At 40.7% G+C, this 18,130-nt stretch carries 23 protein-coding genes; 7 read left to right on the top strand and 16 right to left on the bottom strand.

What is annotated here, in order from left to right:
- Nucleotides 1-30 precede the first annotated feature (30 nt).
- The 4 genes from parC to MHI08_RS08740 form a co-directional block, all read right to left on the bottom strand.
- Nucleotides 31-2,469, bottom strand: a complete 2,439-nt coding sequence (parC, locus tag MHI08_RS08755; protein WP_286099120.1) for a DNA topoisomerase IV subunit A — start codon at nucleotides 2,467-2,469, stop codon at nucleotides 31-33.
- A gap of 2 nt (nucleotides 2,470-2,471) precedes the next feature.
- Complete coding sequence (parE, locus tag MHI08_RS08750; RefSeq protein ID WP_024425148.1) at nucleotides 2,472-4,439, bottom strand: DNA topoisomerase IV subunit B; 1,968 nt, start codon at nucleotides 4,437-4,439, stop codon at nucleotides 2,472-2,474.
- A 416-nt stretch (nucleotides 4,440-4,855) separates the two neighbouring features.
- Entirely contained in the window at nucleotides 4,856-5,269 is a 414-nt protein-coding gene (locus MHI08_RS08745; RefSeq protein WP_286099119.1) for a CoA-binding protein, read from the bottom strand.
- Nucleotides 5,220-5,348: a hypothetical protein gene (locus tag MHI08_RS08740; RefSeq protein ID WP_254966706.1), complete on the bottom strand. Its 129-nt coding sequence runs from the start codon at nucleotides 5,346-5,348 to the stop codon at nucleotides 5,220-5,222. The genes MHI08_RS08745 and MHI08_RS08740 overlap by 50 nt, the downstream gene beginning before the upstream one ends.
- Before the next feature lie 75 nt (nucleotides 5,349-5,423).
- Between MHI08_RS08740 and plsY the strand changes: the two genes are divergently transcribed.
- Both plsY and MHI08_RS08730 read left to right on the top strand, forming a co-directional pair.
- Nucleotides 5,424-6,005 carry a glycerol-3-phosphate 1-O-acyltransferase PlsY gene (gene plsY / locus MHI08_RS08735; protein WP_024425146.1) on the top strand — a complete coding sequence of 194 codons (582 nt, stop codon included), beginning with the start codon at nucleotides 5,424-5,426 and terminating at the stop codon, nucleotides 6,003-6,005.
- A gap of 97 nt (nucleotides 6,006-6,102) precedes the next feature.
- Complete coding sequence (locus tag MHI08_RS08730; RefSeq protein WP_056766600.1) at nucleotides 6,103-6,390, top strand: HesB/YadR/YfhF family protein; 288 nt, start codon at nucleotides 6,103-6,105, stop codon at nucleotides 6,388-6,390.
- Nucleotides 6,391-6,429: 39 nt separating this feature from the next.
- Here the strand turns inward: MHI08_RS08730 and MHI08_RS08725 are convergent, their stop codons facing one another.
- The 7 genes from MHI08_RS08725 to acnA all read right to left on the bottom strand — a co-directional run bounded on the left by MHI08_RS08725 (nucleotide 6,430) and on the right by acnA (nucleotide 11,224).
- Nucleotides 6,430-6,741 carry a hypothetical protein gene (locus tag MHI08_RS08725; protein ID WP_342500163.1) on the bottom strand — a complete coding sequence of 104 codons (312 nt, stop codon included), beginning with the start codon at nucleotides 6,739-6,741 and terminating at the stop codon, nucleotides 6,430-6,432.
- Nucleotides 6,742-6,744: 3 nt separating this feature from the next.
- Nucleotides 6,745-7,167, bottom strand: a complete 423-nt coding sequence (locus MHI08_RS08720; protein WP_024425143.1) for a thioesterase family protein — start codon at nucleotides 7,165-7,167, stop codon at nucleotides 6,745-6,747.
- Between the two features lie 107 nt (nucleotides 7,168-7,274).
- On the bottom strand, nucleotides 7,275-7,517 hold the full coding sequence (gene tlp, locus MHI08_RS08715; protein ID WP_024425142.1) for a small acid-soluble spore protein Tlp: 243 nt from the start codon (nucleotides 7,515-7,517) through the stop codon (nucleotides 7,275-7,277).
- Nucleotides 7,518-7,530: 13 nt separating this feature from the next.
- Nucleotides 7,531-7,674 (bottom strand): acid-soluble spore protein N, encoded by a 144-nt coding sequence (locus MHI08_RS08710; RefSeq protein ID WP_008357830.1) that lies wholly within the window; start codon nucleotides 7,672-7,674, stop codon nucleotides 7,531-7,533.
- Between the two features lie 51 nt (nucleotides 7,675-7,725).
- A complete protein-coding gene (locus MHI08_RS08705) occupies nucleotides 7,726-7,851 on the bottom strand; it encodes an FbpB family small basic protein (protein ID WP_003211002.1) in 126 nt (41 codons plus the stop codon).
- A 73-nt stretch (nucleotides 7,852-7,924) separates the two neighbouring features.
- Nucleotides 7,925-8,428, bottom strand: coding sequence for a TlpA disulfide reductase family protein (locus MHI08_RS08700; protein ID WP_041109234.1), 504 nt, complete (start codon nucleotides 8,426-8,428; stop codon nucleotides 7,925-7,927).
- 66 nt (nucleotides 8,429-8,494) lie between these two features.
- On the bottom strand, nucleotides 8,495-11,224 hold the full coding sequence (gene acnA, locus MHI08_RS08695; RefSeq protein WP_041109232.1) for an aconitate hydratase AcnA: 2,730 nt from the start codon (nucleotides 11,222-11,224) through the stop codon (nucleotides 8,495-8,497).
- A 220-nt stretch (nucleotides 11,225-11,444) separates the two neighbouring features.
- Between acnA and sspO the strand changes: the two genes are divergently transcribed.
- The 4 genes from sspO (at nucleotide 11,445) to MHI08_RS08675 (ending at nucleotide 12,949) form a co-directional block, all read left to right on the top strand.
- Nucleotides 11,445-11,591, top strand: coding sequence for a small acid-soluble spore protein O (gene sspO / locus MHI08_RS08690; protein ID WP_034283440.1), 147 nt, complete (start codon nucleotides 11,445-11,447; stop codon nucleotides 11,589-11,591).
- A 16-nt stretch (nucleotides 11,592-11,607) separates the two neighbouring features.
- Entirely contained in the window at nucleotides 11,608-11,754 is a 147-nt protein-coding gene (locus MHI08_RS08685) for a small acid-soluble spore protein P (RefSeq protein ID WP_003211331.1), read from the top strand.
- 102 nt (nucleotides 11,755-11,856) lie between these two features.
- Nucleotides 11,857-12,258 carry an Hsp20/alpha crystallin family protein gene (locus tag MHI08_RS08680; RefSeq protein ID WP_326149537.1) on the top strand — a complete coding sequence of 134 codons (402 nt, stop codon included), beginning with the start codon at nucleotides 11,857-11,859 and terminating at the stop codon, nucleotides 12,256-12,258.
- A 262-nt stretch (nucleotides 12,259-12,520) separates the two neighbouring features.
- The gene (locus MHI08_RS08675; RefSeq protein WP_024427086.1) at nucleotides 12,521-12,949 is read left to right on the top strand and encodes a DUF2621 domain-containing protein; all 429 of its coding nucleotides are present in this window, start codon (nucleotides 12,521-12,523) and stop codon (nucleotides 12,947-12,949) included.
- A gap of 219 nt (nucleotides 12,950-13,168) precedes the next feature.
- Here the strand turns inward: MHI08_RS08675 and MHI08_RS08670 are convergent, their stop codons facing one another.
- Nucleotides 13,169-13,651 carry a CcdC protein domain-containing protein gene (locus MHI08_RS08670; RefSeq protein ID WP_024425136.1) on the bottom strand — a complete coding sequence of 161 codons (483 nt, stop codon included), beginning with the start codon at nucleotides 13,649-13,651 and terminating at the stop codon, nucleotides 13,169-13,171.
- Between the two features lie 94 nt (nucleotides 13,652-13,745).
- Nucleotides 13,746-14,453, bottom strand: a complete 708-nt coding sequence (locus MHI08_RS08665) for a cytochrome c biogenesis protein CcdA (RefSeq protein WP_056766594.1) — start codon at nucleotides 14,451-14,453, stop codon at nucleotides 13,746-13,748.
- Between the two features lie 215 nt (nucleotides 14,454-14,668).
- Between MHI08_RS08665 and MHI08_RS08660 the strand changes: the two genes are divergently transcribed.
- Complete coding sequence (locus tag MHI08_RS08660) at nucleotides 14,669-14,836, top strand: aspartyl-phosphate phosphatase Spo0E family protein (protein ID WP_008343814.1); 168 nt, start codon at nucleotides 14,669-14,671, stop codon at nucleotides 14,834-14,836.
- Nucleotides 14,837-15,099: 263 nt separating this feature from the next.
- Here the strand turns inward: MHI08_RS08660 and MHI08_RS08655 are convergent, their stop codons facing one another.
- The 3 genes from MHI08_RS08655 to tkt form a co-directional block, all read right to left on the bottom strand.
- On the bottom strand, nucleotides 15,100-15,318 hold the full coding sequence (locus MHI08_RS08655) for a YneF family protein (protein ID WP_003212379.1): 219 nt from the start codon (nucleotides 15,316-15,318) through the stop codon (nucleotides 15,100-15,102).
- 84 nt (nucleotides 15,319-15,402) lie between these two features.
- Nucleotides 15,403-15,849, bottom strand: a complete 447-nt coding sequence (gene sirA / locus MHI08_RS08650; protein ID WP_024425134.1) for a sporulation inhibitor of replication protein SirA — start codon at nucleotides 15,847-15,849, stop codon at nucleotides 15,403-15,405.
- A 198-nt stretch (nucleotides 15,850-16,047) separates the two neighbouring features.
- On the bottom strand, nucleotides 16,048-18,051 hold the full coding sequence (gene tkt / locus MHI08_RS08645) for a transketolase (protein ID WP_041109228.1): 2,004 nt from the start codon (nucleotides 18,049-18,051) through the stop codon (nucleotides 16,048-16,050).
- Between the last annotated feature and the right edge of the window lie 79 nt (nucleotides 18,052-18,130).

Genomic DNA, 18,130 nt, shown 5'->3' with positions numbered 1-18,130 from the left:
CCCTGCCAGTCGCAGGGGGTTTTCGTTTGCTTATTTATTGTCATCTGGTGCAGGTTCAGGTGTCAGAAGGACATGAGTCACTTCTCCCTGCTCTTCCTCATCTATAATAAATGATCCATTGCTATAGCGGTCATTTGCTCTTAAAGTAGAAATATCAAGTGGAATCGTTGTACCCTTTTCTGTATCTATCTCAAGTGTATCGTGCAGCGCTGCAGCGATCACAGCCACAATACGGTGCGGGTTTTTCTTTAATTCTCTCAGCATAAGAACTCCGCGTTTCGCTCTTGATGTTTTATCAAATTCAGAGAGGTTCATTCGCTTTACAGCCCCTCTTTGTGTCGTGAGCACAAGGACATCGTTTTTTGGATCAATAATCTGGCCAGAGACTACCTCGTCCCCTTCCTTCAAGTTGATTCCTTTGACACCGGCCGCTCTCGGTCCAACAACACTTACTTCTTCTTCATCAAACCACAAACCGTAACCATTTTTCGTTGCAATAAACAATTCCTGCTGTCCTGTTGTGACATGAACATCGACGAGTTCATCGTCACCTTTTAGGTTCAAGGCAACAAGCGGTTTCGAATAACGCTGCGCTTTATATTGAAGAAGCTCTGTTTTCTTCACCATTCCGCCTTTCGTAAAGAATAAAAGATATGATGTTTCATCAAATTCTTTTATTGGAATGGCTTTTTGGATTGATTCCTCGCGATCAATCGAAATGATATTCGTAATATGCTGCCCCATGTCTTTCCAGCGTATATCTGGCAGCTGGTGAACAGGACAATAAATGTAGCTTCCTTTATTCGTAAACAGCAGAAGAACATCCGTTGTATTCATTTCAAACTGATGAATCAAACGGTCAGTATCCTTCATGCCAAAGTCCTTACCGTTAGAAGCAGCATAGGAGCGCTGGCTTGTCCGTTTGATGTAACCATCCTTCGTGACTGTGACGTATACATCCTCTGATGCGATCATCACTTCAAGGTTAATCTTAATTTCTTCGATTTTTTCCTCAATAACGGATCTTCTCTCATCAGCATATGTCTTTTTGAGCTTTTTCAGGCTGTTTGTAATGACCTTCAGCAGCTTTTTCTCGTTACCTAAAATGTCTTCAAGCTCTGCTATGCGCACATCAAGCTCTCTTGCTTCGTCTCTTAATTGCGTAATATCTGTATTCGTTAAACGATATAACTGGAGTGAAACAATCGCTTCTGATTGTGCTTCTGTAAAGTCATATTTCGCCATCAAGTTGTTCTTTGCATCACGCTTATCATTAGAGGAGCGGATGGTGGCAATGACTTCATCTAAGATGGAAAGTGCCTTAATTAAGCCGTCGACAATATGGTGGCGTTCCTTCGCTTTTCGAAGCTCGTACGCTGAGCGATTCGTCACCACTTCTTTTTGATGGGCAATATATGCATCTAGTACAGTGGTGAGCGTCATTAAGGTCGGTCTTCGATTATGTATCGCTACCATATTAAAGTTATATGGGATTTGCAGATCTGAGTTTTTATATAAGAAATTCAGCACACCATTTGCATCTGCTTCTTTTTTCAGCTCTACTACGATTCGAAGCCCAGTACGGTCTGTCTCATCTCGGACCTCTGAAATGCCTTCTACTTTTCTTTCAATTCGGAACTCGTCCATCTTTTTGACAAGATTGGCTTTATTCACTTCGTAAGGAATTTCTGTGATCACGATTTGCTGGCGTCCGCCGCGGATGGTTTCAATCTCCGCTTTGCCTCGAATCATAATCTTTCCTTTTCCTGTTTCATACGCCTTCTTAATACCGTCTACACCTTGAATGATACCGCCTGTTGGGAAATCTGGCCCTTTGATGACCGTCATTAAATCCTCAACCGTACAATGCGGCTGTTCGATTCGTTTAATAACGCCATCAATGACTTCTCCCAAGTGATGCGGCGGGATATCTGTGGCATACCCGGCTGAAATCCCTGTTGATCCGTTCACAAGAAGGTTTGGGAACATTGCTGGTAATACAACGGGCTCTTTGCTTGTATCATCAAAGTTTGCGACAAATTCGACCGTTTCCTTGTCTAAGTCCTTTAAAAGCTCTGAAGCAATAGCAGACAGCCTTGCTTCCGTATAACGCATGGCAGCAGGCGGATCACCATCGATACTCCCGTTATTCCCATGCATCTCAATCAGTACATTTCGTACTTTCCACTCCTGACTCATTCTTACCATCGCTTCATAAACAGATGAGTCTCCGTGCGGGTGATAGTTACCAATCACGTTACCGACTGTTTTAGCGGCTTTACGGAAGTTTTTATCCTGCGTATTTCCTTCTGCATACATCGCATATAAAATTCTTCGTTGTACAGGTTTTAGTCCATCACGTGCATCTGGAAGCGCACGGTCTTGGATAATATATTTACTATAGCGGCCAAAGCGGTCGCCGATTACTTCTTCTAATGGTAAATCATGAAATCGTTCTTGTTGTGCCATGTTTAAACCTCCTCAGCTAGCGACAAGTTTTCATTTTCAAGAATGTTGCTTTCCTCATCAAGTCCAAAGGCGACATTCTTTTCAATCCATTTACGGCGTGGTTCTACTTTGTCACCCATTAGAGTTGTGACGCGGCGTTCCACACGTGCAGCATCATCAATTTTGACCCTGACAAGTGTTCTCGATTCTGGATTCATTGTCGTTTCCCATAGCTGGTCGGCATTCATTTCACCTAACCCTTTGTAGCGCTGAATCGTGTACCCTTTTCCAACTTTCTTCAATACGTCATCCATTTCTTCATCAGACCATGCGTACTCAATGATTTCTTTTTTCCCTGAGCCTTTGCTGACTTTATATAAAGGCGGGAGTGCAATAAACACTTTGCCATGCTCAATCAGCGGCTTCATATAGCGGTAGAAGAATGTTAAGAGAAGCACTTGAATATGCGCTCCATCCGTATCCGCATCTGTCATAATCACGATTTTGTCATAATTGATATCTTCTACATTAAAATCAACACCGACGCCTCCACCAATTGCATGAATAATGGTGTTGATTTCTTCGTTTTTGAAAATATCAGCAAGCTTTGCTTTTTCTGTATTGATGACCTTTCCGCGCAGCGGCAGCACTGCCTGGAATTTACGGTCGCGCCCCTGTTTTGCTGACCCGCCCGCTGAGTCACCCTCTACTAGGTATAGTTCGTTTCTTGCTGGGTTTCTAGATTGGGCAGGTGTTAATTTTCCGCTCAGCGTGGCTTCAGACTTTTTCCGTTTCTTGCCACTCCTTGCTTCTTCACGGGCTTTTCTAGCAGCCTCTCTAGCCTGCTGCGCTTTAATTGCTTTTTTCACAAGAAGAGTGGCTGTTTCCCGGTTTTCTTCAAGGAAATACGCAAGTTTTTCAGAAATGACAGCATCAACAGCTGAACGTGCCTCACTTGTCCCAAGCTTTCCTTTTGTCTGCCCTTCAAATTGAAGCAGTTCTTCAGGAATTCTGACAGAAATAATAGCAGACAGTCCTTCGCGAATATCAGTGCCTTCTAAATTTTTGTCTTTTTCTTTTAAAAGAGCGACTTTGCGAGCATATTCGTTAAAGGCTCTCGTCATGGCCGTTTTGGCACCAGACTCATGTGTTCCGCCATCTTTTGTTCTGACGTTATTAACGAAGGAAAGGATATTTTCCGAATAGCCATCATTAAATTGAAAAGCAAAATCTACTTCAATGGACTGATGCTCTCCTTCAAATGAGACGACTTCACTCAGAACATCTTTTTCTTCATTTAAATAAGCAACAAAGGCTTCAATGCCTGTCTCATAATAAAACGTTTCTTGTACATCATGCCGTTCATCGATCAGCTCTATTTTTAACCCTTTTAATAAAAAGGCAGATTCTCTTAAACGCTCTGATAATGTATCGAAATTATAGGTCGTCACACTGAACATGGTAGGGTCAGGCTTAAAATGAATCAGTGTCCCCGTTTTTTTCGATTTTCCGATTTTTTCGAGTGATGTGACAGGTTTACCGCCGTTTTCAAAGCGCTGATGATAAATAAATCCGTCACGTTCAATTGTGACAGTGAGCCATTCTGACAGCGCGTTCACAACAGATGCCCCAACTCCGTGAAGTCCACCACTTGTTTTATATCCGCCTTGACCAAATTTTCCGCCTGCGTGCAGGACCGTTAAAATGATCTCGGGTGTCGGTTTTCCAAGCTTATGCATACCAGTAGGCATTCCACGCCCTTTATCTTGGACGGAAATGCTGTTATCTTTATGTATTTTGACAATGATATGATCTCCATGGCCAGCGAGCACTTCATCGACAGAGTTGTCTACAATCTCATAGACAAGGTGATGAAGACCGCGCGAATCCGTAGATCCAATATACATCCCTGGACGTTTACGGACCGCTTCAAGCCCCTCTAGCACCTGAATAGAATCATCGTTATAATCTACTTGCTGCTTTTTAACCAAATGCTTAATCCCCTTTCACTAACAAACATAACCGGCTAATCATCAAATGATCTCTCTAGATTTTAATGATGATCATGCTGCTCATTACTGTCCACTTTAATAAGCTGCATCATCATCATGCATGTGTCATTCACCAATACATGCTCTTTTGCACAGCTATGAGAATCATTCTACATTCTGCAATCAGAACTAGAAGTCCATTATAAACAAGACTGTTTCATAAGCCAAATGCAATCATATGATGGTTTTAGCAAAACAGAACAAACGTTCTATATTTATCTTATCGCTCTTTTTCTCGATATGCAAGGCCGCCGATATGTCCCTGTCGCCTTATTTTATCGCTTTCTTTCAGAATCGCAAATATATTTCTGCAACAAAAAAGCAAAAATCCTTGAAAACCAAGGATTTTTGACGATTTAATGAGTTTTTGTCATCGCATGAGCCACCTTGATACATAAATCCATAATGGCGACCTTGCCATTTTCCTCAATCAGCCTTTTCGCTTCTTCGTGATATATGCCTTGCTGCGCCCAAAAAACAGGTGCGGCTATTTCGAGAAACTCTTCTGCCACCTCTGGTAAAAACTCTGAACGTCTAAAGACATTGACGATATCAACAGGCTCTTTTATATCTTTTAAAGAAGCGACTGCTTTCACACCGAGTGCTTCATCGATCGTTGGATTCACTGGGATCATCTCATACCCGGCATCCTGCATCGCCTTAGACACCATATAAGACGTCCGGTGCGGCTGATCTGATAATCCAACCACAGCAATTCGTTTACTGCTTTTTAATATACGGCCGATTTCTTCTTTCGTAGGATTGTTCATCAAGACACTCCTTTTCCTCCATTTTAGCGAATTTCTGCTTAAAAACAAAGCCGAATCCATCTGCTTTCGATTTTTTCAAAAAAAGTTCCCCATGTTTTTCACAAGATCATGTTAAAATGTAAGACAAGAGGGAGAATATAAAGGAGTTATGCAGATGTTAATTGCTTTGATGTTTATTTTGGCTTATCTTCTCGGCAGTATTCCATCCGGTCTCATTGTCGGGAAAGCTGCAAAGGGTATCGATATCCGTGAACATGGCAGCGGAAACCTAGGTGCGACGAATGCATTTCGTACACTTGGCGTAAAAGCAGGGTCTATTGTGATTACTGCTGATATCCTAAAAGGGACGCTTGCTTCAGCTTTACCGTTTTTCATGCAGCTGGACATCCATCCCTTATTAGCAGGAGTTGCTGCTGTTATCGGTCACAGCTTTCCTGTCTTTGCAAAATTTAAAGGGGGAAAGGCAGTCGCTACATCAGGCGGTGTTCTGCTATTTTATGCCCCATTCCTATTTATCACGATGATCGCTGCTTTTTTCTTATTTTTATACATTAGTAAATATGTTTCACTATCATCTATGCTGACCGGGATCTATACATTCATTTACAGCATATTCACCAAAGACCTATTCTTAATCATTGTTGTTGCCGTTCTTGCTGGCTTTGTGATCTACAGACACATCGCCAACCTCAAACGAATTCTCAACAAAACTGAACCGAAAATCAAATGGCTCTAGCCGTTTCATCCATTTAAATATGTGGTAAAAGTAAAGAAAAGCTGTTTTTGCATCCTGTATTTTAAAAACAGCATGACTTCAAAAAGGGGCGATCACATTGAAATTAACGATAAAAGAAGATGCACTCAATTGGTACAAGAATGAATTAGATTTAGAAAAAGGTGATCAAGTTCGCTTTTTTGTGAGATATGGCGGGTGCAGTAATGTACAAAAAGGCTTTTCTCTCGGCGTCGCAAAAGATGAACCTCAAAATGCCGGCGCAACCGCTGAAATAGAAGGTATTACTTTCTTTATTGAGGAAAGTGATATTTGGTACTTTGACAACCATGATCTGCATATTGATTATAACGAGTCCGTGAAAGAACCAGAATTTCATTATGAATAAACAAAAAAGATACCTCATCCCTCGGGTATCTTTTTTGTTTTACACTTCAATATACAGCCCAAACTCCTGAATGTTCCCTAAAGATCGTTCCTTTTGCAGAATTCTTTTTTGCGGCTCACCGATCAAGTCAAAATGAGGAAACCCTTCGCGGTCATGAATCCATTCTTTTTTTAGTCCATGTCTTTCTCCCCACTCAACTAACCGCTTCATATCCTGACAGGCTGCTTTTGTGACAGTATTGGCATTTGGAAAACGGTCATCGAGCCAGTAGTGTGTTAAAAAAGCAATTTTTCCTTGCTGGACAGCTGTTTTCCAAGCGTTTAAATCGCTTCGTTTAATACCAAAAGCCATAAATTAAACCTGCTTCTTCGACTGTTCATATACTTTATGCCAGGCAGGAAAGGCTTTTCTAAATTGAATAGGTCTAAAGGTGTCTTTATCCACACATATATGTGAGGTTGTCCCTGTAATCGCTGTTTGTCCATCAGGTTTTTGAATTTCATAACCATACACCGTTTTGACACCATTATATTCTTCAATCCATGTATGAACGGTTGCTGTTTCACCATACAGCAATGGTTTTTTATATTGAACCTGCAAGTCTATCACAGGTGCAAGAGCACCGTCTGCTTCTAGCTGCGCATAGGAAAACCCTAATTCTTTAATCAATGCTGTTCTGCCGACTTCCATCCAAATTAAATAATTGGCATGATACACGATGCCCATTTGATCGGTTTCTGCATAACGGACTTCTATTTCTTTTTTGGATACATACACGTTTTCATCGCTCTCCTATCAAAACCTAAGGTCTGTCTCTGCCATTTTACCACATTCCAAATGGTTCTTCTAAAAAGAGGCAATAAAATAAACCAGGAATCCCTGGTTTATTCGGTATAGCCATTCTTTCTTGCCGCTTCTTCGTCCTTGATCTCAGAACGCATCGCGTCAATACTCATTTTGCGGTTTTCGTTTTTTTGTTTGATCATTTGCTTTTCTGTCTCTGTCGAAACGGACATTGCTGCTTCAGATTCATCGATATTGTCAAGTGTGTTCTCGATCATATCTTGCAGCTTTTCAACATTATCAGAACGATCATCTGGATTGGATTGATAGGACTTGTCATTCATCATGATTCCCTCCTTATTCGCCCTTCGTTTGTATCACATCAGGCTGTTCATTTGATTTATTATGCATCTTTTTACCTTTATTCCGTTTGTATGCTACAGGTTTTGTCCCTAAATGGTCTGGTGTAAACTGCGCTTGTTTATCATGCTCTCTACCCATTATTCATCCCTCCCTCTTCTTTAGGATGAACGAAAACGGATAATTCATAACTTATTTCTGTCTAAATCGCTCTTCCAACTTTTCTTCAAGCTGGTTTAAAAATTCCTCATTGCTTAATAATTCTTTTTTATTTTCAAGCACAAGCTCTTCAAATGTGCGTCGTTTTCTTCTTCTCATTCCACTCACCTCCATATATATATGATTACATTTTCGCCAAAACATTTAGAAAATAAGCAAAAGAGCTGAATCATTATAGATCCAGCTCTTTTTCAATTTCTTTTTTTGTCAGCATTTGATGCTTCACAGACATGATGCGTCCTTTTTCATCTAATATGTATGTCGTTGGGTATGAAAGCACCTGATATCTTGCTTGAATGCCTTTTTGGTCCAATAAAACAGGAAAGCTCACCTTTAATTCTTTTGTGAATGCTGCCACATGTTCCACACTCTTTTCAGTGGTCGTTAAATTCACTGCTAGTACTTCAACTTGGTCATTTTCGCTCCTAATCGCGTCTAAATCCGGCATTTCCGTCCTGCACGGCTTACACCATGTCGCCCAGAAATTGACGAGCACCTTTTTCCCTCGGTAATCAGATAACGAGGCGGTTTTGCCGTCAAGGGTTTTCAGTTCAAAATCAGGGGCTTGATCGCCTTTTTCAAGACCGATTGCGGGCTCTTTTGGCCCAAATAAATTCCACGCAAGTAAACCAATCAACACAAGTAAAACAGCGCTTGCCATTCCTTTTTTCCACATGATTGATCCTCCACTATTTTAAAAAAGAAGAGAAAGCTGTTGGATCGCCTTCTCTTCTTTGCTGTATTAGTTGCTTGCCAATTTTTCGCGAAGTACCATTTGAAGGATACCGCCATGACGATAGTAGTCAATTTCGACTTCACTGTCAAAGCGAACCACCACTTCAAACGTTTTCTCGTTTCCATCTGTGTCAATTGCTTTCACAGTGACGAGATCACGTGGACGAACTGTTTCGTCAACATGAACTTCAAATGTTTCTGTTCCTGTTAGACCATGAGTTTCTGCACTTTCTCCATCTTTAAACTGCAAAGGAAGTACGCCCATGAAGACTAGGTTACTTCTGTGGATACGCTCAAAGCTTTCAGCTAGAACAAATTTAATTCCAAGAAGGTTTGTTCCTTTAGCAGCCCAGTCACGTGAAGAACCCATTCCGTAGTCTTTACCTGCTAAGATCGCAAGACCTGTTCCATCCTCTTTATAACGCATGCATGCATCATAAATCGATGTCACTTCACCAGTTGGCCAGTAAGTTGTATAACCGCCTTCTGTTCCTGGTGCAATTTGGTTTTTAATACGGATGTTTGCAAAAGTACCTCTCATCATGACATGGTGGTTACCGCGGCGAGATCCATATGAGTTAAAGTCTCTAGGCGATACGCCTCTTTCTTGCAAGTATTTGCCCGCCGGTGTGTCCTTACCAATCGCTCCAGCAGGAGAAATATGGTCAGTTGTGACAGAGTCACCGAACTTCGCAACTACGCGTAAGCCTTTAAGCGGTTCAACTTTGCCAGGTTCAACTGATAGGTTTTCAAAGAATGGCGGGTTATCAATGTATGTGGAATTTTCATCCCATTTATACAATGCATCATCCGTCGTTTTAATTTCATTCCAGCGTTCGTTGTTGTCAAAAACAGTTTCATACTCTGAACGGAATAGCTCAGGTGTGACAGTGCTTTTAACGACGCTGTTGATTTCATCCATTGATGGCCAAATGTCATTGAAATAAACGTTCTCGCCATTTTTATCGACACCAATAGGATCTTTTGTTAAATCAATATTCACCGTACCAGCAAGTGCATAAGCCACTACTAATGGTGGAGATGCAAGGTAGTTCCCTTTCACAAGCGGATGAATACGACCTTCAAAGTTACGGTTACCTGATAAAACAGAAGTGATCAGCAGATCATTTTCAGAGACTGCATCTTCAATTTCTTTCTCAAGCGGTCCGGAGTTTCCGATACATGTTGTACACCCATATCCAACAATGTTAAATCCGAGGTCTTTTAAATATGGAAGAAGTCCCGAATTCACAAGGTACCCTGTTACAACTTTAGAACCCGGCGCTAGTGACGTTTTCACGTAGTTTGGCACTTTCATACCGAGCTCACTTGCTTTCTTCGCAACAAGACCTGCTCCGATTAACACGTATGGGTTCGATGTATTCGTACAGCTCGTAATCGCTGCAATCGCAATCGCCCCTGTCTTCATCACAGCTTTTTCACCGTTTGCGAGATCAAATTCGATTTGTTTATCGAGCTCTGATTTATCTAAGCCAAACCCTTGGTTACCAGCTGGGCTTTCGATGTGTTTATGGAACGTCTCTTTCATTTGAGAAAGTGGAATCAAATCTTGTGGACGTTTAGGACCAGATAAGTTTGACTCAATTTTAGAAAGATCAATTTCCACAACATCAGTAAAAATTGGTTCTTCTGCATCTGGCGTATAGAATAAGCCATTTGCACGAGAATATTCCTCAACGATATTAATTTGCTCTTCATCACGTCCAGTAAGGCGAAGGTAAGCAAGCGCTTCTTCATCTACTGGGAAGAATCCGCAAGTAGCACCGTATTCTGGCGCCATGTTCGCAATTGTTGCACGATCTGCTAACGGCAATTGTGCAACACCAGGCCCGAAGAACTCAACGAACTTGTTCACTACGCCTTTTTCACGAAGGACTTGTGTGACTTTTAATGCTAGGTCAGTTGCAGTTGTTCCGTTTGGAAGCTCTCCAACTAATTTAGCACCAATCACTTCCGGTACTGGGAAGTATGAAGGCTGACCAAGCATACCAGCTTCCGCTTCGATACCGCCAACGCCCCATCCAAGTACACCGATACCGTTAATCATCGTTGTATGAGAGTCAGTTCCAACTAATGTATCTGGGTAAGTGATGATCTCGCCATCTTCTTCAATCGCATGAACAACACTTGCAAGATACTCTAAGTTCACTTGGTGAACAATTCCTGTTGCAGGCGGGACAGCTTGATAGTTATTAAACGCTTTCTTTGCCCAGCTAAGGAAGTTATAACGCTCTGCGTTACGTTCGAATTCTAAATCCATGTTAATGTTTAATGCATCTTCAGTTCCAGCTTTATCAACTTGTACTGAGTGGTCAATTACAAGGTCAACTGGAATTTCAGGGTTGATTTTATCCGGGTCCCCGCCTACATCTGCCATTGCTTTTCTTAAAGAAGCAAGGTCAACGACTGCTGGTACACCCGTGAAGTCTTGTAAAATAACACGAGAAGGTTTAAACGGAACATCAATTTCTTTTACCTCGGCAGTTCCCCATTTTGCCAAGTTTTCAACGTGTTCCTTCTTGATCACTCTACCGTCTACTTGGCGAAGCACTGATTCTAAAAGTACCTTAATGGAATAAGGCAGCTTAGAAACATTTCCGATTCCTTGTTTCTCTAGTGCTTCTAACGAATAATAGTGATACGTTTTCCCATTTGTCGAAAACGTTTTTCTAGATTGAAAAGCGTCTTGTTTAGCGACTTGCTGCTGTTTCGACATGTCCAAAATCCCCCTTTTGATGATCAAGATCAATTTCAATTCTCAGAAAAATCGTCGTATTTCACCACAATTTTCTCACAATTTCATCTTAAAACAAATTCATACATAAGTAAATAACAATGCTTTTATTAAATTCAATAAGTTTAACTTATCATTAGGAAATGATTACTCTTCATAAACGAAGCGGGGTGGGCTCATACTACAAATGAGGTGATAGAACATGACAAAACGCAAAGCTAATCATGTCATTAATGGCATGAACGCAGCCAAAAGCCAGGGTAATGGCGCAGGCTATACGGAAGATGATCAGCTCGTTTTAACAGAAGAACAAAGGCAAAACAATAAAAAACGTAAAAAGAATCAATAAGAAGGAGCCAAACCTCATGACGAATAAAAACACAGGGAAAGACATCCGTCAAAACTCTCCTAAGGAGCATCAAGGCGGTCAGCCTGAGCCGTTATCAGGCAGTAAAAAAGTGAAAAACCGCAACCATACAAGACAAAAGCACAATTCTCATCATGATATGTAATTATCCCCCTCTCATCCCGTGACCACACGGGATGTTTTAGGTCTTTCACACATTTCCATTTTCATCATATGATTTATTATGAGATGTGATGGAGGAGTGTTTATGGAGAATGAAAAGCAATCGAATTCCTCTGATTTTATTGAAATAGATGATTGGCTCAATGTTTTAATGGATGATCCATTTGCCTGGTATGATGAACACCTCCCAATTGATCTTTATGAAACAAGCCGTGATTATATTATCGAAATTGATGTCTCCACCTTATTGATCACTGATGTAAAGCTGACCTTCGCTGGACATGAGCTGACGTTAACTTACACAGTACAACATCCAAATGGTGAAGGCGAACAGCCAATTGAAAAAAGCGTGATGCTCCCTTTTTATTTAAACGACAAAGACATTGAAACAGATTATGAAAACCGAATCATATCGATAAAAATTAAAAAATGTTCCGACCATCCAAACGGTGCATTTTCCTTTCAAATCTCGCACTTCAAACATTAAGAGCCCACCTTTATATAGGTGGGCTCTCTTCCCGTTCGTTTCAAGTCAATACCTTTTGCGAACCACCATGGCCAAATAGTAGAGTCGCTATATGATAATGTATTCTTTTTCTATTAATTGGTTTGGGTCATTCTAGTAAATGGGCGGCTATCAATGAAAAAAGCCGTTTATAGAGATCATAGACATACATTTTTGTTATTTTCTTCTATCCTCTCTTCATGTAATATAAAATAGAGAGATAAGGGGTATAAGGAGTGAGAACATGTTAAGCGGCTGGTTTTTGTGGTTCATTTTATTTTGGGGTACAGTGATGATCGGATTACTCGCAATCGGTGGCTTTTTTATGTTTCGCAAATTTTTAAAACGATTGCCAAAGGAAGATGGGAAATCAGAGCTTGATTGGCAGGATGAATATATTCAAAAGAGCCTTCACCTATGGCGGGATGAGGACAAACAGCTGTTAAATGAACTCGTATTACCTGTTCCAGAGCTGTTTAGAGATGTTGCCAAAGAGAAAATTGCGGGTAAAATTGGTGAGCTGGCATTAAAAGAACAGGCTGCTAGCATTAATTTAGACTTAATCATTCGCGGCTACATTATGGCTACACCAAAGCGGGATCATAAGTTTTTACTGAAGCGCCTTCAAGAAAAAAACATTGATCACTCGCCATATGAATCGTTATTAAAATAACCTCCTTTTTAAAGGAGGTTTCAGCATGTAGACAAACCCTCGCATTCGGTCAGTTCTGCGCGCCGATGCTCACGAATGTCAAATTCGCTCCGCAAAGGTAGTTGTCCTTTCGAGACTGCAAAGGTTTTCTATCACGCTGAATAGAAGACAAAGGGCTAAAATAAAAGATCATTTTAGCCCTTTGTCAATAATATGTAACCTCCTTTTTAAAAAGGAGGTTTAATTCATTTGAATCTGCTGCGGATCTAATTGTTTAGACAGCTTTCTAAACGATAAATACATGGCAACCCGCCAAGGCACGATCATGCCAAAGGCAAGAATCCAAAACATCCCGCTTAATGAACCATAATCAATAGAAGAACTCAAGATGGTCTTCATCCCAATACGAAGGACAAGAAGTCCAATGAGAATGAACACAAAAGCTTTCGACCGTTTTAAGTAGATGTCATTACCTCTAATTTCAAACTTCGATGTTTTGATTAAAAATATGGAAAAAAACATCCCCACTGTGATCGCTTCTAGAAATTCAGCTCCAGTTACCCGAAACATCGGAACAAAAAACATCAGTGCACCAGTGCTCATGAAAATAGGAGGTAAAATAATTTTTTTCGCAGTTGCAGGTTTTGCAGATGATTTAATGCGAATAAACATGACGGCCACCGCCATACATACCGCAATTATAGAAGAGATCAAGATCATCATATCAAATCATTCCTTTATTCTTTAAGGTCAGCCTATGTATAATATACTCCAATTGACGAAAAAAAACCATTCGCCGCGACTGTAGAAAACGATTTCAAAAGCCTGTAAAGCCGCCAAACAATGATGAGAACATGATGATAATCCATGTCAGAAGATCAAAGAACAGCAAAATCCCTACCACAATCATAATGATTCCGCCAATTCGCATGATGAGCTGCTGACGTTTTCTGATCCACGCCATTTTCGTAATGAAAAAGGAGAGAATAAAAAACGGGACGGCAAATCCGAATACATAGGCAATCATATACATAACCGCCGACTCAGGATTGTTACTCGCCAGTGTGATGACAGCAGATAAAATAGGTCCTGTACAAGGTGTCCATCCAGCGGCAAAGCCCATTCCGATGAGAATAGATCCAAAAAAACCAGCAGGACGATTTTTGAACTGGATTCTCTTTTCGCCCATGAGAAAAGAGGGCTTGAATACACCAAGCGTCATAAAACCAAAGAAAATAATGAGGATGGCTCCAATTTGACGAATCGCTTGATGATAATCATTAAAAAACTTCCCGACAAACGATGTCCCAAAGCCAATCGCAATAAATATAATAGAGAACCCAACTAAAAAGAATAAAGTATGAAGCAGACTTCTTCTTCTCAGCATCACCTTCTCCGATTTCACTTCATTTATACTAACGCCCGTAATATACGATAAAAACGCTGGATAAAGCGGCAGACAGCACGGTGAAATAAAAGAAAGAAATCCTGCTCCAAATGCTAAAAAGTAATTCAAATCTGTCAAAAGAACACCCCCCTTCTTACAATATACAATAAGAGATGACAAAATCATTTCATTTTTTTTACATCACTTCAATAAAGATGGTCTATTTTCTTAAAACCTTATATAATTTAATTTGACATCAAGATAATGAATCCTTTAAATTTGAAAATAAACCTTAAAATGGATATAATAGAATCGATTCTTTTTATCAAGATTTGCATGAAAGGAACATGACTTTGGTAAAAACATCATTATTAACTCAAATCGAAGAAAAAAGAGAAGAGCTGATGAAAGTTGTCTTGCATAATGGGATGACATCAACAGTGACCATCGAACATAGCCAGCAGCTAGATCATCTCCTCTTACAATATCAACGACACTTACACTCAAACTCAGCCAACTAATCATACTTCATGATATCAATCATGCCGCACAATTATTTAGAACAGTTGATATGGTGACCATAAACGAAACAAAAACCTCTGACATAGGGGTTTTTTGTTTTTTCACATGCTGCTTGACGCCATAATAAAAACCACCTTCCCTGCTTCATTCATGCAAGTAAAGTGGTTTTAAGCGTCTGATGAAGGTAAATTGAATAAAGAAAGGACAACGCTTGTCCATCCTTTATAACCATGTTCCATCTATGATCATAATATCGTACGTATTATTTCGCTTGGTTGTTCATGGCTTTCATCATTTGATTGATTTTCTTCTGGGACGGTTTCATGCCCATTTGCATCATCATCATTCGAAGCATTTGTTCATTAATCGGTGGATTCTTTTTCAAATAGCTCATCATATACTTACGAGCAATAAAGAATCCGAGTGCAACTCCTGCAAGCAGTGCAACAACGCCTACAAGGATGACAACCCATAAATCCATAATTCTTCCTCCTTCATGTTGTCTCGTATAAAGTGTACTAAACAAAAGGCTATTATACAACATTTCACGTTCAATTTTATTTTTTTAAACAAAATTCCTCACTTTTACTGGATTGAGCCATCCGTGTTTCTTTGAACTAAAGTCCATCGCAAGAAAACAAGGGCTGATTTTTCTCAGCACTTCAAAAAACACCGCTTCTGCCTCATAACTTCCAGTGGCAGACATTTGGATATACCGGTCTTTTATAATAAATGCTGCAGTTCCTTTTCCATCTGGTAAGGAGGCGCTGTAAATCGAGCCTATTTGTGTATAGTGAATGTTCGTTAAGTTATTCATTAGACGCTGGTGCATATGAAAAGCAGGGATTCGTTTCGTCACATAATCCACTTGCTTCACAAGCATTACAAGCTCATCGTCAGTGCGGTTCGTCCAATGTAACGACTCAAACAAATGAAACAAAATCGATTCTCTGCCAAAATAGTGATGCGCAAATTCATCCTCAATCCAATAAATATAATAATGACGTTCCATGTCTATCCCTTCCTTTCACATTTCGTCAATCTCGTTTATTGCTTGTATTATACAAAAATGTGAAAGAAAGAATTGTCTATATATGAAGCAAGAAGAAACTAGTTTTGTCAAAAAAACAAGAAAAAAGAAAAAAGTTTGCAGAGCGGATGAAAATGCTCTGCAAACAGATAGCAAAAAAGCATGATGCTTGGAGTTCGTTTATTTATTCAGCTTCGCTTTCACACGGCTGACTACATTGCTGACAGTAAAGCCGTATTTCTCGATAATGGTTTCTCCTGGTGCAGAAGCACCAAATTTATCAATTGCAATCACGTCACCATCAAGACCAGTGTAACGCTCCCAGCCAAGTGAAGCACCCATTTCAATCGCAATACGTGCACGTACTGCTTTAGGAAGAACGGATTCTTTGTATTCGTCTGACTGCTGATCGAAGCGATCCCATGCAGGAAGGCTGACAACAGACGCGCGGATACCTTCTTTTTCAAGTGCCTTTTGTGCTTCAATGGCTAAACCAACCTCAGATCCTGAAGCGAGTAGAAGTGCTTCTGGCTGTGCATCAGCTGCTTCAACCACAACGTATCCACCTTTTTCTACTCCCTCATATGCCTTCTCTGGAGCCTGGTCAATCGTTGGAAGGTTTTGACGAGTAAGAACTAGTGCTGTCGGTTTATCCGTTGAAGATACAGCTAGTTTCCACGCTGCAGCTGTTTCATTTCCATCTGCTGGGCGGATAACGGAAAGGTTAGGCATCGCACGCAGTGAAGCAAGTTGTTCAACCGGTTCATGCGTCGGACCATCTTCACCAACAGCGATACTATCATGAGTAAAGACGTAAGTGACTGGAAGTCCCATTAAGGCAGCAAGACGAATTGCTGGTCTTAAGTAATCTGAGAAAACAAAGAACGTTCCGCCGAATACACGAAGACCGCCGTGAAGTGCCATACCATTGAGCGCTGCACCCATTGCAAACTCTCTGACACCGAACCAAATGTTTTTGCCTGCATAATTATTTTTACCGAAATCATCCGTGTTTTTAATCGTTGTTTTATTTGATCCAGCAAGGTCAGCAGACCCGCCAATAAAGAAAGGTACTTGCTTTGCAATGCCATTTAACACTTCGCCAGAAGATGCGCGGGAGGCAAGGCTTGAACCTGCTTCATAAACAGGAATCTCTTGATCCCAATTTTCAGGAAGCTTTCCTTCAATCGCAAGCTTCAGCTGTGCTGCCAGCTCTGGATATTCTTTTTCGTATTGCGCAAACAGTTCATTCCACGCTGCTTCTTTTTTCTGTCCAGCGTCTTTGACAGCTTCTTTGAAATGATCGTACACTTCAGAAGGTACATGGAAATCTTCTTCAAACGTCCAAGAGTAAGCTTCCTTCGTCAGCTTTGCTTCCTCGCTGCCAAGCGGTGCACCATGCACACCAGACGTTCCCGCACGGTTTGGCGATCCGAAACCGATCGTTGTTTTCACTTCGATTAATGTAGGTCTGTCTGTGCTTTGCTTCGCCTTTTCAATAGCAGCTGTTACTTCTTCGATGTTGTTGCCGTCTTTCACGTAAAGAACTTCCCAGTTCATCGCTTCAAAACGATTCTTCACATTTTCAGAGAATGAACGATCTAAGTCGCCATCTAAAGAAATATCATTTGAATCGTAAAGAACGATTAAACGGCCTAAGCCTAAATGACCAGCAAGTGAAGCTGCTTCAGAGGAAATTCCCTCCATTAAGTCTCCATCTCCGCAAATGCTGTATGTATAGTGGTCTACAACATGAAAGTTGTCTTTGTTATACGTTTCCGCAAGATGTCTTTCTGCAAGTGCCATTCCTACTGCCATAGCAATTCCCTGGCCTAGAGGACCTGTTGTCGCGTCTACGCCTTCTGTGTGTCCAAATTCAGGATGTCCAGGTGTTTTACTTCCCCACTGGCGGAATTGTTTTAAATCGTCAATGCTCAGATTGTATCCGCTTAAATGAAGCATGCTGTATAGAAGCATAGAACCATGGCCTGCAGATAAAACAAAGCGGTCTCTGTTAAACCAATTTGGATTTTGCGGACTTACGTTTAAGTGATTCGTCCATAAAGCGTACGCCATTGGTGCAGCACCCATCGGCATTCCTGGGTGACCGGAATTCGCTTTTTCAATTGCGTCTATGGAGAGAGTACGTATTGTTGCAATAGATTTCAATTCAATCGTTTCCATATAAATCCCCTTCCGTATCTTGTGTACACCATTATCATAAATCTACTGTCCTTTTTTCACAACTATTTCACGCTGAAAA

The organism is Bacillus sp. FSL M7-0791 (assembly GCF_038627085.1).
GTDB classification, from domain to species: domain Bacteria; phylum Bacillota; class Bacilli; order Bacillales; family Bacillaceae; genus Bacillus; species Bacillus safensis.
The sequence above is the reverse complement of the archived record's forward strand: the minus strand, read 5'-3'. Positions and strand labels throughout refer to the sequence as shown.

What these genes read in the sequence shown, in the direction of transcription:
- parC (WP_286099120.1), bottom strand. Translation starts at nt 2,469, where the DNA reads ATGGCACAACAAGAACGATTTCATGATTTACCATTAGAAGAAGTAATC.
- MHI08_RS08745 (WP_286099119.1), bottom strand. Translation starts at nt 5,269, where the DNA reads ATGAACAATCCTACGAAAGAAGAAATCGGCCGTATATTAAAAAGCAGT.
- plsY (WP_024425146.1), top strand. Translation starts at nt 5,424, where the DNA reads ATGTTAATTGCTTTGATGTTTATTTTGGCTTATCTTCTCGGCAGTATT.
- MHI08_RS08725 (WP_342500163.1), bottom strand. Translation starts at nt 6,741, where the DNA reads ATGGCTTTTGGTATTAAACGAAGCGATTTAAACGCTTGGAAAACAGCT.
- tlp (WP_024425142.1), bottom strand. Translation starts at nt 7,517, where the DNA reads ATGAATGACAAGTCCTATCAATCCAATCCAGATGATCGTTCTGATAAT.
- MHI08_RS08710 (WP_008357830.1), bottom strand. Translation starts at nt 7,674, where the DNA reads ATGGGTAGAGAGCATGATAAACAAGCGCAGTTTACACCAGACCATTTA.
- MHI08_RS08705 (WP_003211002.1), bottom strand. Translation starts at nt 7,851, where the DNA reads ATGAGAAGAAGAAAACGACGCACATTTGAAGAGCTTGTGCTTGAAAAT.
- MHI08_RS08700 (WP_041109234.1), bottom strand. Translation starts at nt 8,428, where the DNA reads ATGTGGAAAAAAGGAATGGCAAGCGCTGTTTTACTTGTGTTGATTGGT.
- acnA (WP_041109232.1), bottom strand. Translation starts at nt 11,224, where the DNA reads ATGTCGAAACAGCAGCAAGTCGCTAAACAAGACGCTTTTCAATCTAGA.
- sspO (WP_034283440.1), top strand. Translation starts at nt 11,445, where the DNA reads ATGACAAAACGCAAAGCTAATCATGTCATTAATGGCATGAACGCAGCC.
- MHI08_RS08685 (WP_003211331.1), top strand. Translation starts at nt 11,608, where the DNA reads ATGACGAATAAAAACACAGGGAAAGACATCCGTCAAAACTCTCCTAAG.
- MHI08_RS08680 (WP_326149537.1), top strand. Translation starts at nt 11,857, where the DNA reads ATGGAGAATGAAAAGCAATCGAATTCCTCTGATTTTATTGAAATAGAT.
- MHI08_RS08675 (WP_024427086.1), top strand. Translation starts at nt 12,521, where the DNA reads ATGTTAAGCGGCTGGTTTTTGTGGTTCATTTTATTTTGGGGTACAGTG.
- MHI08_RS08670 (WP_024425136.1), bottom strand. Translation starts at nt 13,651, where the DNA reads ATGATGATCTTGATCTCTTCTATAATTGCGGTATGTATGGCGGTGGCC.
- MHI08_RS08655 (WP_003212379.1), bottom strand. Translation starts at nt 15,318, where the DNA reads ATGGATTTATGGGTTGTCATCCTTGTAGGCGTTGTTGCACTGCTTGCA.
- sirA (WP_024425134.1), bottom strand. Translation starts at nt 15,849, where the DNA reads ATGGAACGTCATTATTATATTTATTGGATTGAGGATGAATTTGCGCAT.
- tkt (WP_041109228.1), bottom strand. Translation starts at nt 18,051, where the DNA reads ATGGAAACGATTGAATTGAAATCTATTGCAACAATACGTACTCTCTCC.